General features: G+C 67.6%; 12 protein-coding genes. 7 read left to right on the top strand and 5 right to left on the bottom strand.

Annotated elements, in window-relative coordinates:
- Positions 1 to 13 precede the first annotated feature (13 nt).
- Together AC1DGC_RS01925 and AC1DGC_RS01920 are read left to right on the top strand one after the other, a co-directional pair.
- Positions 14 to 943, top strand: a complete 930-nt coding sequence (locus AC1DGC_RS01925; RefSeq protein WP_478047105.1) for a DUF1684 domain-containing protein — start codon at positions 14 to 16, stop codon at positions 941 to 943.
- Between the two features lie 3 nt (positions 944 to 946).
- Positions 947 to 1,897, top strand: a complete 951-nt coding sequence (locus tag AC1DGC_RS01920; protein WP_478047104.1) for a TraB/GumN family protein — start codon at positions 947 to 949, stop codon at positions 1,895 to 1,897.
- A gap of 75 nt (positions 1,898 to 1,972) precedes the next feature.
- Here the strand turns inward: AC1DGC_RS01920 and phaR are convergent, their stop codons facing one another.
- The 3 genes from phaR to gluQRS all read right to left on the bottom strand — a co-directional run bounded on the left by phaR (position 1,973) and on the right by gluQRS (position 4,734).
- Positions 1,973 to 2,494, bottom strand: a complete 522-nt coding sequence (gene phaR / locus AC1DGC_RS01915; RefSeq protein ID WP_259203470.1) for a polyhydroxyalkanoate synthesis repressor PhaR — start codon at positions 2,492 to 2,494, stop codon at positions 1,973 to 1,975.
- A gap of 543 nt (positions 2,495 to 3,037) precedes the next feature.
- A complete protein-coding gene (gene phbB, locus AC1DGC_RS01910; RefSeq protein WP_159497296.1) occupies positions 3,038 to 3,778 on the bottom strand; it encodes an acetoacetyl-CoA reductase in 741 nt (246 codons plus the stop codon).
- A 71-nt stretch (positions 3,779 to 3,849) separates the two neighbouring features.
- Positions 3,850 to 4,734 (bottom strand): tRNA glutamyl-Q(34) synthetase GluQRS, encoded by an 885-nt coding sequence (gluQRS, locus tag AC1DGC_RS01905; RefSeq protein ID WP_259203469.1) that lies wholly within the window; start codon positions 4,732 to 4,734, stop codon positions 3,850 to 3,852.
- A 93-nt stretch (positions 4,735 to 4,827) separates the two neighbouring features.
- On the opposite strand from gluQRS, the gene htpX reads away from it, so the two are divergent.
- Positions 4,828 to 5,700 (top strand): protease HtpX, encoded by an 873-nt coding sequence (gene htpX / locus AC1DGC_RS01900; protein ID WP_259203468.1) that lies wholly within the window; start codon positions 4,828 to 4,830, stop codon positions 5,698 to 5,700.
- A gap of 459 nt (positions 5,701 to 6,159) precedes the next feature.
- Here the strand turns inward: htpX and AC1DGC_RS01895 are convergent, their stop codons facing one another.
- Positions 6,160 to 6,987 carry an inositol monophosphatase family protein gene (locus AC1DGC_RS01895; protein ID WP_259203467.1) on the bottom strand — a complete coding sequence of 276 codons (828 nt, stop codon included), beginning with the start codon at positions 6,985 to 6,987 and terminating at the stop codon, positions 6,160 to 6,162.
- A 121-nt stretch (positions 6,988 to 7,108) separates the two neighbouring features.
- Here AC1DGC_RS01895 and AC1DGC_RS01890 point away from each other — a divergent pair, with 121 nt between their 5' ends.
- The 3 genes from AC1DGC_RS01890 (at position 7,109) to AC1DGC_RS01880 (ending at position 10,987) form a co-directional block, all read left to right on the top strand.
- The gene (locus AC1DGC_RS01890; protein WP_259203466.1) at positions 7,109 to 7,879 is read left to right on the top strand and encodes an RNA methyltransferase; all 771 of its coding nucleotides are present in this window, start codon (positions 7,109 to 7,111) and stop codon (positions 7,877 to 7,879) included.
- Positions 7,880 to 7,940: 61 nt separating this feature from the next.
- On the top strand, positions 7,941 to 8,864 hold the full coding sequence (locus AC1DGC_RS01885) for a phosphate/phosphite/phosphonate ABC transporter substrate-binding protein (protein ID WP_449336158.1): 924 nt from the start codon (positions 7,941 to 7,943) through the stop codon (positions 8,862 to 8,864).
- On the top strand, positions 8,861 to 10,987 hold the full coding sequence (locus AC1DGC_RS01880) for a putative bifunctional diguanylate cyclase/phosphodiesterase (protein WP_259203464.1): 2,127 nt from the start codon (positions 8,861 to 8,863) through the stop codon (positions 10,985 to 10,987). The genes AC1DGC_RS01885 and AC1DGC_RS01880 overlap by 4 nt, the downstream gene beginning before the upstream one ends.
- Before the next feature lie 55 nt (positions 10,988 to 11,042).
- Here AC1DGC_RS01880 and epmB read toward each other — a convergent pair whose 3' ends face one another.
- On the bottom strand, positions 11,043 to 12,071 hold the full coding sequence (gene epmB, locus AC1DGC_RS01875; RefSeq protein ID WP_259203463.1) for an EF-P beta-lysylation protein EpmB: 1,029 nt from the start codon (positions 12,069 to 12,071) through the stop codon (positions 11,043 to 11,045).
- A 100-nt stretch (positions 12,072 to 12,171) separates the two neighbouring features.
- Between epmB and efp the strand changes: the two genes are divergently transcribed.
- Positions 12,172 to 12,741: an elongation factor P gene (gene efp, locus AC1DGC_RS01870; RefSeq protein WP_259203462.1), complete on the top strand. Its 570-nt coding sequence runs from the start codon at positions 12,172 to 12,174 to the stop codon at positions 12,739 to 12,741.
- Positions 12,742 to 12,950: the final 209 nt, after the last annotated feature.

The raw sequence follows: 12,950 nt of genomic DNA, 5'->3' as shown, positions 1-12,950 counted from the left end.
GGAAAAAATGCGGATGTGGACGAGGGGACTCGGCGCGGCGATGCTGGCGCTGGGATTGGTCGCGTGTGGGGACACGCCGCCGGCACCGGTCGCGGTGGCCGCCGATCCGGCGTTTGCCGCCGAACAACAGCAGTGGCGCCTGCAGCGCTACCAGGAACTGCACGCCGCCGACGGCTGGACCAGTCTGGTCGGCCTGCATTGGCTGGAATACAAGGCCCATTACATCGGCAGCGGCCCGGGCAGCGGCATCCGCCTGGCGGTGGGGCCGGACAAGCTGGGCATGGTGTCGCGCCAGGGCGACAGCGTGTGGTTCACGCCTGAGCGTGGCGTCGCATTGAGCGTGGACGACGCGCCGGTCACCGGGCGCATCCGCTTTTTCAGCGATCGTGACGCCACGCCGACCCTGATCCGCTTCGATGGCGGCAAGGGCCAGTTGAGCCTGATCCATCGTGGCGAGCGCTATGCGTTGCGCGTCAAGCACGCCGACGCGCCCACGCGCGCCAGCTTTGCCGGACTGCAGTACTGGCCGGGCGGGCCATCGTGGCGGATCAGCGCGCGCTTCATCCCGCACGAGCCCGGCAAGACGATGCCGATCGTAGACATCACCGGGCTCACCACGCAGATGCCCAATGCGGGCACGCTGGAGTTCGAGCGTGATGGCCGCACCTGGCGGCTGGAAGCGCTTGGCGAGCCGGGCCGCGAGCTGTTTGTCATCTTCGCCGACCGTACCAGCGGCCATGGCAGCTACCCGGCCGGGCGTTACCTGGACCTGGCTGCGCCGGATGCCAATGGCCAGGTGCTGGTCGATTTCAACCACGCCTACAATCCGCCGTGTGCGTTCACCCCGTTTGCGACCTGTCCGTTGTCGCCGCCGGAAAACCGCCTGGACCTGCGCGTGGACGCAGGCGAGCAGGCCTATCACGCCCCTGAAGGAGAGGCTTGAACCATGTCGATGCTGTCACGTGTGTTGTCTTCGTTGTTGATCGCCGGTGGCCTGCTCGGGGGCATCGGTGCGGCGCAGGCGCGCGGTGATGCGCCGGCCGCCAAGTCCGGCCCGCCGGTGCCGCTGCTGTGGAAGGTGACCGGCCCCGGCGACAGCCGGTTGTACCTGCTGGGCTCGTTCCACATGCTGCGCGCGCAGGACTATCCGCTGGCGGCGGACGTCGACCAGGCGTTCGCCGCCTCCAGGCGCGTGGTGTTCGAGTTGTCGCCGCAGGACATGGAATCCCCGCAGTTGGCCCAGAAACTGGTGCAGGCGGCGGTGCGCACCGATGGCACCGAACTCAAGCGCGACCTCGACGCTGCCACCTGGACCAAACTGCAGGCCTATGCGGCCGACAACCAGCTGCCGCTGGCCCAGTTGCAGGGGATGAAACCGTGGTTCGTCGGCCTCACCATCACCCTGGGCCAGTTCACCAAGATGGGGCTGGACCCCAACCTCGGCCTGGACCGGCACTTCATGGGTCGCGCGGCCGCCGCGGGCAAGCCGACCGCCGGCCTGGAAGACATCGACACGCAGGTCGGCGTGCTGGCCGGCATGTCGATGCAGGAGCAGCAGCAGATGGTGGCCGAGGCGCTGGACCAGGCCGAGAAGGCCGACGTCGAAGGCCGCCGCCTGCATGACGCGTGGCGCCGTGGCGACGACAAGCTGCTGTGGACCTCGATGGCCGCGGAGATGCGCGGCCAGTACCCGCTGCTGTACAAGCGGATCAACACCGATCGCAACGATGCCTGGGTGCCCAAGCTGCAGCAGTACCTGCAGCCCGGCCAGGGCGGCACGCTGGTGGTGGTGGGCGCGCTGCACCTGCTGGGCAATGACGGCGTGGTGGAAAAGCTGAAGTCCAAGGGCTTTGCGGTCGAGCGCATCTGCACCGGGTGCGCCAAGCCCAAGCGCTGACCGGCGCAGCGGGCGGATATGAAAAAGGCGCGGCCGGTGGGCTGCGCCTTTTTCGTTGCCGGTGACCGCAGTGACTCAGCGGCGGGTCTTGGTGCCTGGGCCGGGCGCCGGGGCATCCGGCTTGCCGGTGCCGGTGGAGGTGCCGCCCGGGCGGGGGCCGAAGCCGGTGCCCATGTTGCGCTGGAAGTCCTGCCAAAGCTCCAGGTTGCGCTCGGTCAGCTGGTTCATCATCGCCCACGGGGTCTGGCCGAGGAGGTTGCCCATCTGCTGGCGGAACTGCTGCTGCTGGTCCAGGAAGACCTGCATGCTGCGCTCCAGGTAGTTGCCCATGAAGCCCTGCAGCGAATCGCCGTAGAAGCGGATCAACTGGCTCAGCAACTGGGTGGACAGCATCGGTTCGCCGTCCTGTTCCTGGTCGGCAATGATCTGCAGCAGCACCGACCGGGTCAGGTCGTCGCCGCTCTTGGCGTCGCGGACTTCGAAGTCTTCGCCGTCGAGAATGAGCTGGCGCACGTCCTCGATGGTGATGTAACTGGAAATCTCGGTGTCGTAGAGCCGGCGGTTCGGGTATTTCTTGATAATGCGGTTCGCAGCCATGAAACGGTCACTCAGCACACAGTAGGCGCGCAGCATGGCGCAGTGCAGCAGCACATGCAACCGCCGAAAGGCCCATGCGGCGGGGTATCGCGGCCGATTCGTGTTGCGCAGCATGGATCTGCGCGGGGTGCAGCATTTTCCGGTTCCATGGCGGGGCTGTAGCCGGATGGGCCTGCAAACGTTTTCTCGAACAGCGCCGGCAGCGTATTCCCCCGCGCGGATTCCGTAGAGCCGACCGTTGGTCGGCTGCTCTATGCGCCGCTGCAAGGCAGCCGACCAACGGTCGGCTCTACGTTGCCGGAAGGCAGCCGACCAACGGTTGGCTCTACGTTGCCGGAAGGCAGCCGACCAACGGTCGGCTCTGCGTTGCCTGGAGGCAGCCGACCAACGGTCGGCTCTACGTTGGCCTGAAGGCAGCCGACCAACGGTCGGCTCTACGTTGCCTGGAGGCAGCCGACCAACGGTCGGCTCTACGTTGGCCGGGAGGCAGCCGACCAACGGTCGGCGCTACGTTGCCTGAAGGCAGCCGACCAACGGTCGGCTCTACCAGCCCATGTGGTGGCCGCCATTGATGTCCAGGTTCGAGCCGGTGATCCACGAGGCTTCCTCGTTGACCAGGAAGGCAACGGCGTAGGCGATTTCCTCCGGCTTGCCGAGGCGGCCGGTGGGGATGTCGGCGATGATTTTGGCGCGCACTTCGTCGGGCACGGCCATCACCATGTCGGTGGCCACGTAGCCCGGCGAAATCGTATTGACGGTGATCCCGAAGCCGGCGTTCTCGCGGGCCAGGGAGATGGTGAAACCGTGCATGCCGGCCTTGGCGGCGGCGTAGTTGGCCTGGCCGTACTGCCCCTTCAAGCCGTTGATCGAGCTGATCTGGATGACCCGACCCCAGCCGCGGCGGCGCATGCCTTCGATCACCGGGCGGGTCACGTTGAACACCGAGTTGAGGTTGGTGTTGATGACGTCGTGCCACTGGTCGGCGCGCATGCGATGGAAGGTGGTGTCACGGGTGATGCCGGCGTTGTTGACCAGGATCTCGATCGGGCCCAGTGCCGCTTCCACCGCATGGACCATGGCCTCGGCGGTATCCGGGTCGGCAACGTCGCCGGGAAAGATCGCCACGTCGCAGCCGCGCGCCAGCATCATCTCGCGCCACGCCAGGGCTTTGGCGTGGTCACGGTAATTGGTGGCGACCCGATGGCCCTGGTCGGCCAGGCGTTGGCAGATGGCGGTACCGATGCCGCCGGTTCCGCCGGTGACCAGTGCGACGCGAGATGTCATGAGCAGCTACTCCGAAAGGCAGGGCCAACAAGGGGGAAAGCGATTCTGCAACATCGCTGCGGCGATGGGTATCAGGCCGGCGGCATGGCCGGGCCGATGTCGTGGCGGGGCAGGCGCGCCGGGTCGAACCCCGCGCTGGCACGGGCCAGCAGTGCGGCCGGGCTGCCGTCGGCGGGGAGACAGCCCGGGTCCTGGCCGAGCGCGGCCCAGGCCTGGCGCAGGGCGGGCAGGGGATGGGCCGGGTCGAGCGGGTGCGCGGCCTCGGACTTGGACAGCTTGCGGCCGGTGTCATCCAGCAGCAGCGGCAGGTGCAGGTAAGCCGGGGTGGGCAGGCCGAGCGCGCGCTGCAACAGGATCTGGCGCGGAGTGGAATCCAGCAGGTCGGCGCCGCGCACGACATCGGTGATGCCCTGCGCATGATCGTCCACCACCACCGCCAGTTGGTAGGCCCAGTAGCCGTCGGCACGGCGCAGCACGAAGTCGCCCACCTCGGCGTACACGTCCTGCTGGATCGCGCCGCGCAGTCCGTCCACGAAGGCGACGGTGCTGCCCGGCGGCACGCGCAGCCGGATGGCCGGTTGCGCCCGCGCGCTGCGTGCCACGCAGTGATGGTGGATTCCGCCCGCGTCGGCCAGGTCGCTGCGGCTGCAATGGCAGGCAAAGGCCTTGCCGTCGGCGAGCAGGCGGTCGAGGGCTTGCTGGTAAAGGGCGTCGCGCTGGCGCTGATGGACGATCGGCCCATCGCTGGCCAGGCCCAGGGCGGCCAGGGTGGCCAGTTGCTGGTCAACCGCGCCGGGCACGGTGCGCGGCGGGTCGACGTCCTCGATCCGCACCAGCCACTGCCCGCGGGCATGCCGGGCCAGCAGCCAACTGCCCAGCGCCGCCAGCAGGGAGCCGGGGTGCAGGGGACCGGTGGGTGAGGGCGCGAAGCGGCCGCGGTAGGGGGAGATGGACATGAACTATGAATCGTCGGTCAGTTTGCGACTTGAATTCAACATGAAGTCCCCGCAGATTTGCAGTCATCAACCTCCAATGAGCGTTATTTCCCCATGTTCAGTCGTATTGCCCTCTTCCTTCTGACCAACCTTGCCGTGCTGGTCCTGGCGGGCATCGTCATGTCGGTGCTGGGCGTCAACCCGGGCCAGATGAGCGGTCTGCTGGTGATGGCGGCCATCTTCGGCTTTGGCGGTTCCTTCATCTCGCTGCTGCTGTCCAAGTGGATGGCCAAGCGCTCCACCGGTGCGGTGGTGATCACCGAGCCGCGCAATCCGACCGAGCGCTGGCTGCTGGCCACCGTCGAGCGCCAGGCGCGCGAAGCGGGTATCGGGATGCCGGAAGTGGCGGTCTACGATGGCCCGGAAATCAATGCCTTCGCCACCGGTGCCAACCGCAACAAGGCCTTGGTGGCAGTGTCCACCGGGCTGCTGCACAACATGAGCGAGGACGAGGCCGAGGCGGTGCTGGGCCACGAGATCGCGCACGTGGCCAACGGCGACATGATCACCATGGCGTTGCTGCAGGGCGTGCTGAACACCTTCGTGATCGTGCTCGCGCGCATCGTCGGCGGGTTCATCGACAGCGCGATCTCGGGCAACCGCGAGGGCGGTGGCCGGGGCTTCGCCTACTACATCATCGTGTTCGTGCTGGAGATGGTGTTCGGCCTGGGCGCGACGGTGATTTCGATGTGGTTCTCGCGCCACCGCGAGTTCCGTGCCGACGCGGGCGGTGCCCACCTGGCCGGCCGCCAGAAGATGATCGCGGCGCTGGAGCGCCTGAAGCTCAACCACGGCCAGAGCACGCTGCCCACCCAGATCGCGGCATTCGGCATCGCCGGCTCGACCGCGAAGAAGCTCTTCATGAGCCACCCGCCGCTGGAAGAACGCATCGCTGCGCTGAAGGCGGCAGGCGCCACCGTCAGCTGACTCCTGCGCCAGCCACGCTGAAATGAAAACGCCCGGCTTCGGCCGGGCGTTTTTTTGGGTTCTTCGTCCAACGCCAGATCCACCGCCATAAGCGTGGGTGTATCTGCGGGCAAGCCAGCAGGTACAGGACAACCGAACCCCATTCGCTGCGTCTCGTCTCGCCTTGCCTTGCCTGCAAAAACCACCAGCCAACTGTCTGGGGCGGGGGTGGGTGAGGTCGCGGGGCCCGTTTTGCGCCATGGATGGCGCAAAAGGAGCTTACATGGACGTACTTGCAGCGTGCCCCGCGGCCTCACCCACCCCCGCCCAGTCCGACCCAAGCGCACATCCGCAGCGGTTGACCTGGCCGTTGACGTTGCACTTGCCCACTACCCACCACCCACCACCCACCAAGGCCGGCCACCCAAACAACAACGGCGCCCGAAGGCGCCGTCGTCGAGGTGTCGCACAAGCAGTGGATCAGAACTTGGCGTCGAACTCGGCCGCGTAGCCGGTGTTGACCAGCACCTTCTGCAGCACGTCGGTGTTCTTCACGTTGCCCGCCACGATCTGCTGGGTCTCCGGGCCGCGGCTGTCCATGCGGGCCGGCGTGGCGCCCTTGAAATCGCAGACCCGACCGCCGGCCTCGCGGACCAGCAGCACGCCGGCGGCGATGTCCCAGGCCTTCACGCCGGCCTCGAAATACGCATCGGCACGACCGCACGCCACGTAGGCCAGGTCCAGGGCTGCCGAACCGGTGCGGCGCACGTCTTCGGCGTGCACCAGCAGCGCGTCGACCGCCTTCAACTGCGCGCTCGTACGCTGACGCTCACGCGGGGCGAAACCGGTGTGGATCATCGCCCCGGCCATGTCCTTGCGGTCGGCCACGCGGATGCGACGGTCGTTCAGCACCGCCCCGGCACCCCGGCTGGCGGTGAACAGCTCATTGCGGAGCGGATCGAAGATCACCGCGTCGATCGGCTCGCCGTTCTCGACCAGGGCGATGGACACGCAGTAGTGCGGGAAGCCGCGCAGGTAGTTGCTGGTGCCGTCCAGCGGGTCGATCACCCACATGTACCGGTTCACGGCCTGCACGCCGCCTTCCTCGGCCATGATCCCGTACTCGGGATAGGCGCGCTTGAGTTCCTTGATGATGACCTTTTCCGCATCCGCATCGACTTCACTGGCATAGTCCATGCGCCCCTTCTGCACGACGTTCAACGCCTCGAGCTTGTTGATGTTGCGCAACAGGACGTTGCCGGCGAGGCGGGCGGCCTTGACCATGACGGTGACGGCGGGTTTCTGCATGGCGAAAAGCTCCCGGAAAGGCAGAGTAGGGGGTACTGGCGGGGGAAAAGAGCGGTCCCGGCGCAGAGGCCGGTCGCACAGTTTACCATCTGTGGCTTGTCTGCTCGCGTTTGGCCTGTTCATGTCCATTGAAACCGCTCCTTCCCGTATCCGATTCGTCCTCGTCGGCACCCAGCACCCCGGCAACATGGGCGCCGCGGCGCGCGCCATGAAGACCATGGGCCTGGGCCGGCTGGTCCTGGTGGCCCCGGAAAAGCCGCTGGATGAAGAAGCGTTCAGGCGCTCGGCCGGTGCCGAGGACGTGCTCGGCGATGCCCCGGTCGTGGCTACCCTGGCCGAGGCCGTGGCCGATTGCACCCTGGTGCTGGGCTGCACCGCCCGTGCCCGCCGCGTCCAGCTTGAAGAGCTGCTGCCCACCGTGGCCGCCCAGCGCGCCCTGGCCAAGGCCGCCGAGCCGGGCGCCGAAGTGGCGTTCGTGTTTGGCCGCGAGCGCACCGGCCTCACCAATGAAGAACTGCAGCTGTGCCACCTGGCCGTGCATATCCCGTCCCACCCCGATTTCAGCTCGCTCAACCTGGCCGCCGCCGTCCAGGTGCTGGCCTATGAACTGCGCATGGCCGTGCTCGGTGGCGTCGAAGGCGCCGCCCCGGCCGATCCCGAACACCGCGAACAACCGGCCAGCCACGCCCAGGTCGAGGGCCTGTTCGGCCAGCTTGGCCAGACCCTGGACGAAATCGATTTCCACAAGGGACGCGCCCCGGATTCGGCGATGCGCAAGCTGCGCCGCCTGTTCCTGCGTACCGAACTGAGCGAACAGGAAGTCCGCCTGCTGCGCGGCATTCTCGCCGATGCACAGCGGATGGCGCGATTGGCCAACAATACGCCCGAATGAGCTGACGCAGTTCTCACTTTTTCGGGTAGGCTGTTCGGATTCCTTGGGGGGGCGAATGGGAGTGCCGGGTCTGCGATGGCTGTTGCAGGGAGGTCTGCTGTGTCTGGCCATCGCCTTGATGACCGGATCCGCCGCTGCCGGTCCCCACAACGTGCTGGTGCTGGGACGGATCAGCGACAACCCCAAGTCACACTATGCGCAACTGCAGCCCCTGCTCGATTACGTGGTCCCGCGCATGCGCGATGTCGGCATTACCGAAGGTCGCATCCTGATGGCGCCCGACGCCCAGCAGATGGCCAGCTACCTGCGCCGCGGCCGCGTTGACTGGGTCACCGAGACCTCCGGCACCGCCGTGGCGCTGGGCATGCGCAGTGGCGCCCAACCGCTGCTGCTGACCGAGCGCAGTGGGGTGCGCGACTACCACACCGTGTTCTTCGTGCGCCGCGGCAGCCCGATCGTGTCCCTGGCCGACCTCAAGGGCCACACCCTCGCCTTGCAGAACGTGGCCTCCACCAGTGCCTACCTGGTGCCGGTGATGACGTTGCTGGAGCAGGGCCTGACCCCGGAGATCCTGTTGTCCGCGCGCGATGCGGCCGCCCCCGACACCGTGGGCTATGTGTTCGCGCGCAGCGAGGGCAATATCGCCACGCTGGTCCACAAGGGCGTGGTCGATGCCGGCGCCGTGAGCAGCGTGGACTGGACCGACGGCCATCGGATCCCGGCCAGCTACCTGCGCGACTTCCGCGTGATCCACCGCACCGAGCCGTTCCCGCGGGCAGTGGAAGTGGTGCGCGCCGATCTCGATGCGAAGGTGCGCGAGCGCCTGCAGCAGGTGTTGCTGGAGGCCGCCGGCGATCCGCAGGCGCAGGATGCGTTGCAGACGTTTTTTGGTACGTCCGGGTTCCATCGGGTGGATGCGCAGATGCAGCACCGGTTGGATCAACTGAAACTAGGGCTGGCTCGCGTGCGGATGGAAGTGGAATGAGGCTGTTGGGTTCGGGAATGCAGGCACGCTTCGTGCTGGCGATGAGCGGCGCGATGCTGGTGGTGATCGCGATCGTGGCGGTGGTGCTCGGTCGCCAGGCGGCCATGCAGGATGAGGTCAAGCACCTCAGCGGCAACGTCATCCACGATCTGTTCGACCGCAGCGTGCGCAGTCGCGGCGAAGCCCTGGCGCGCGAGCTGTCCGACGCGCTGGCCAACCCGCTGTATTACAACGACCTGGAACAGGTCGGCGCCCTGGTCCGCAATACCTCGCGGCAGCAGGTGGTGCGCTACGTGCTGGTCTTCGACGAGGACGGCAAGCTGGTCCACGACGGCTCCACCGAGGTGATCGACTTCGGCCGGCCGATGAGCGATCCGCTGGCCGCCGGGGCGGTCGCGGCGCGCGCGCTGGTGGTCCAGGAGTCGCCCAAGGTGCTCGACAACGCGATGCCGATCATGATCGGCAACCAGCGTATCGGCGGGGTCCGGGTAGGCATGGCGCTGGATGACGTGCAGGCCATGGAGCACCGCGCCAACCAGACCCTCGGCGACCGCCTGCAGCAGGTCGGCAAGCGCCACCTGGGCTGGCTGCTGCTGATGCTCGGGCTGCTGCTGGGCATCGGCGTGGGCGTGATCATCTACGTGCAGCGCACCCTGGTCACCCCGATCCGCTTGCTGGCCGCGGCCGCGCGCCAGATCGAGGCGGGCGACTACCGCCCACAGCTGCAGCAGAGCAAGCGCCAGGATGAGGTGGGCGAACTGGTGCGCGCGTTCGGCCGGATGAGCGAGTCGATCGCCCGCCACGACCGCGAAGTGCGGCGCATGGCCTACACCGATGCGCTGACCGGGCTGACCAACCGGCTGGCGTTCCGCGAGGCGCTGGACCATCGGCTGATGGCTGCGCGCGCCTCCAACCACCGTCTGGCGTTGCTGTTTGCCGACATGGACGATTTCAAGCGGGTCAACGACACCCTCGGCCACGAGGCCGGCGACGAGGCGTTGCTGCAGTTCGCCCAGCGCATCAGCACCGCCGTGGCCCAGGCCGGCGGCGACGACGCCCTGCTGGCCCGCTTCGGCGGCGATGAATTCGTGATCCTGCTGGGCGAGGGCGACGTGGCCGCCAGCGCGCGCCAGCTGGCCGAGATCCTGGTGCGCGAGCTGGGCAAGCCGCTGTTCGTGCAGGGCCGGGAGCTGTTCCTGGGCACCTCGATCGGCGTGACCCTGTTCCCCGACGACGCCGCCGATGCGACCACGCTGCTCAAGAACGGCGACATCGCGATGTACCAGGCCAAGATGGCCGGCAAGAACTGCTACCGCTACTACAGCCGGGCCATGGACCATGCGGTCGAGCGCCGCGTGCACATGGAACAGGAGCTGCGCGGGGCGTGGGAGCGCGGTGAGCTGCGCCTGGTCTACCAGCCGATCTTCCGCACCCGCGACCGGCGCATGGTCGGGGTGGAGGTGCTGCTGCGCTGGCAGCACCCGACCCTGGGCACGATCCCGCCGTCGGTGTTCATTGAAGTGGCCGAGCAGAGCGGCCTGATCGAAGTGATCGGCCCCAAGGTGCTGCGCGCGGCCTGCATGGAGGCGGTGCAGTGGCCGCATGGCGTGGACGGCGAAGGCCTGTTCGTGTCGGTCAACGTCTCCCCGCGCCAGTTGCGTGGCGGCGAACTGCCCAGCCTGGTCGCCGACTGCCTGCGCGATACCGGCCTGCCGGCCTCGCGGCTGCACCTGGAGCTGACCGAGACAGCGGTGATCGGCGATGAAATGCTCGCCGCGGCCCTGCTCGACAAGCTGCACCGCACCGGGGTGAAGGTGTGGCTGGATGACTTCGGGACCGGCTTCTCGGGCCTGAGCCACCTGCGCCAGGTGCCGGTGGACGGGGTCAAGATCGACAAGAGTTTCGTGGCCGACATGCAGCGCGACCCGGACGACCTGGCCCTCACCACCGCGATCATCGCCATGGCCCACGCCCTGGGCATCACCGTGGTGGCCGAGGGCATCGAGCAGGAAGTGCAGTTCGACCTGCTGGCCCAGCGCGGCTGCGACCTGGCCCAGGGCTACTGGCTGAGCCACCCGATCAGCGCCACCGACGTGGTGCAGATGATCGAATCCGGTATCTAGGGCGCAGATCCACGCCCTGCGTGGATGCCGCCCCCTGCATCACCACCGGGCGCGCTCAGACCGGGCGCTTGCTGCTGTCCCCGGCAATTTCGCGCACCAGCTTCGGCACCAGGTAACCGGACAGCCGCGCGGTCAGCTGCGCGTGCAGGTCCTTGGCGGTGTCATCGCTGACCTCGAAATGGGCCACGCCTTCGACCCGGTCCACCTGGTACAGGTAGTAGGGCAGCACGCCGGCGGCGAAACTGCGCTCGCTCAACGCCTGCAGGGCCTCCAGGGAATCGTTGACCCCGCGCAACAGCACCGCCTGGTTGAGCAGGGTGGCGCCGGCGCCGCGCAGGCGGCCCATCGCCGCGTCCACGTCGGCATCGAACTCGTTGGCGTGGTTGGCGTGGATCACGAAGGCCAGTGGCCACGGCAGGCTGGCCATCCACTGCACCAGGTCCTCGTCCACGCGTTCGGGCAGCACCACCGGCAGCCGGCTGTGGATGCGCAGGCGGCGCAGGTGCGGGATCTGCCGCAGGGCGTCGGTCAGCTCGACCAGCTTGTGCGTCGCCAGCGACAGCGGATCGCCGCCGGACAGGATCACCTCGTCGATGTCCGGGTCCTGGGCGATCGCCTCGACCGCGTCGCGCCAGCCTTCGCGGGCCGCGTTCTCGGTGCCGTAATCGAAGTGCCGGCGGAAGCAGTAGCGGCAGTTGATCGCGCAGCTGCCGGTGGTCACCAGCAGGGCGCGGCCGCGGTATTTCTGGATCACCCCGGTGGCCTTCCTGGCCAGCCCGTCGCCGACCGCATCCAGGCTGAAGCCGGGCACCACCTGCATTTCATCGCTGACCGGCAGCACCTGGCGCAGCAGCGGGTCGTGGCGGTCGCCATGGCGCATGCGGGCGATGAAACCCTGCGGCACCCGCAACGCGAACTGGCTGGCGGCCTCGGCCGACAGGGGCAGGGCATCCGGGTCCAGGCCGAGCTGTTCCAGCAGCGCGCGCGGGTCGCGGACCGCCTGGCGCCACAGCTGTTGCCAGCGCACGGGGGTGGGCAGGGGCGTGGCGGAAAGCTGCATGGAATGGGGGCCTGCGGTTATCATGTCGGTCAGAAAAACTAGTCACCCCACCGGTGCCGGTGGGTTTTCCATTCTATCCGGCTCGCCGCGCCTGCGCGGCGTTTGCCCATTCAGGAGTTTCAGCATGGCCACTGTTGGCATGAACGACGTCAAGAACGGGATGAAGATCCTGGTCAACAATGAACCGGCGGTCATCACCGAGACCGAGTACGTCAAGCCGGGCAAGGGCCAGGCCTTCACCCGCATGAAGTACCGCTTCATCAAGTCCGGCCGCGTGGTCGAAATGACCATGAAGGCCACCGATGACGTGGAGAAGGCCGACGTCGTCGACACCAACATGGACTTCATGTACAGCGACGGTGAGTACTGGCACTTCATGGACCCGGAAACCTTCGAGCAGGTCCAGGCCACCAAGGCCGGCATGGGCGGCGCGGAGAAGTGGCTCAAGGGTGAGGAAGTCTGCATCGTCACGCTGTGGAACGGCGAGCCGATCTTCGTCCAGCCGCCGAACTTCGTCGAACTGAAAATCACCGAAACCGACCCGGGCGTCCGTGGCGACACCTCCGGCGGCGGCGGCAAGCCGGCCACCCTGGAAACCGGCGCCGTGGTCCGCGTGCCGCTGTTCGTCAACCAGGATGAAATCATCAAGGTCGACACGCGTTCGGGCGAATACTCCGCACGCGCAGGCAAGTAATCCGGCGAAGCCGGATGAGGGTAGAGCCGACCGTTGGTCGGCTGCACCCCCCGGTCGAACCGACCGTTGGTCGGCCATGCCACCCCGTAGAGCCGACCGTTGGTCGGCTGCGCCACCCGGTAGAACCGCCCCTTGGTCGGGGACGCCACCCCGTAGAGCCGACCGTTGGTCGGCTGCACCACCCGGTCGAACCGCCCCTTGGTCGGCGA

The organism is Stenotrophomonas sp. 05N37 (assembly GCF_056397365.1).
This window is presented reverse-complemented; position numbering and strand designations above follow the sequence as displayed.

Coding starts and splice junctions, on each gene's coding strand:
- AC1DGC_RS01890 (WP_259203466.1), top strand. CDS start 7,109: ATGTCCATTGAAACCGCTCCTTCCCGTATCCGATTCGTCCTCGTCGGC.
- phbB (WP_159497296.1), bottom strand. CDS start 3,778: ATGACATCTCGCGTCGCACTGGTCACCGGCGGAACCGGCGGCATCGGT.
- AC1DGC_RS01895 (WP_259203467.1), bottom strand. CDS start 6,987: ATGCAGAAACCCGCCGTCACCGTCATGGTCAAGGCCGCCCGCCTCGCC.
- AC1DGC_RS01880 (WP_259203464.1), top strand. CDS start 8,861: ATGAGGCTGTTGGGTTCGGGAATGCAGGCACGCTTCGTGCTGGCGATG.
- htpX (WP_259203468.1), top strand. CDS start 4,828: ATGTTCAGTCGTATTGCCCTCTTCCTTCTGACCAACCTTGCCGTGCTG.
- gluQRS (WP_259203469.1), bottom strand. CDS start 4,734: ATGTCCATCTCCCCCTACCGCGGCCGCTTCGCGCCCTCACCCACCGGT.
- epmB (WP_259203463.1), bottom strand. CDS start 12,071: ATGATAACCGCAGGCCCCCATTCCATGCAGCTTTCCGCCACGCCCCTG.
- AC1DGC_RS01920 (WP_478047104.1), top strand. CDS start 947: ATGTCGATGCTGTCACGTGTGTTGTCTTCGTTGTTGATCGCCGGTGGC.
- phaR (WP_259203470.1), bottom strand. CDS start 2,494: ATGGCTGCGAACCGCATTATCAAGAAATACCCGAACCGCCGGCTCTAC.
- AC1DGC_RS01925 (WP_478047105.1), top strand. CDS start 14: ATGTGGACGAGGGGACTCGGCGCGGCGATGCTGGCGCTGGGATTGGTC.
- efp (WP_259203462.1), top strand. CDS start 12,172: ATGGCCACTGTTGGCATGAACGACGTCAAGAACGGGATGAAGATCCTG.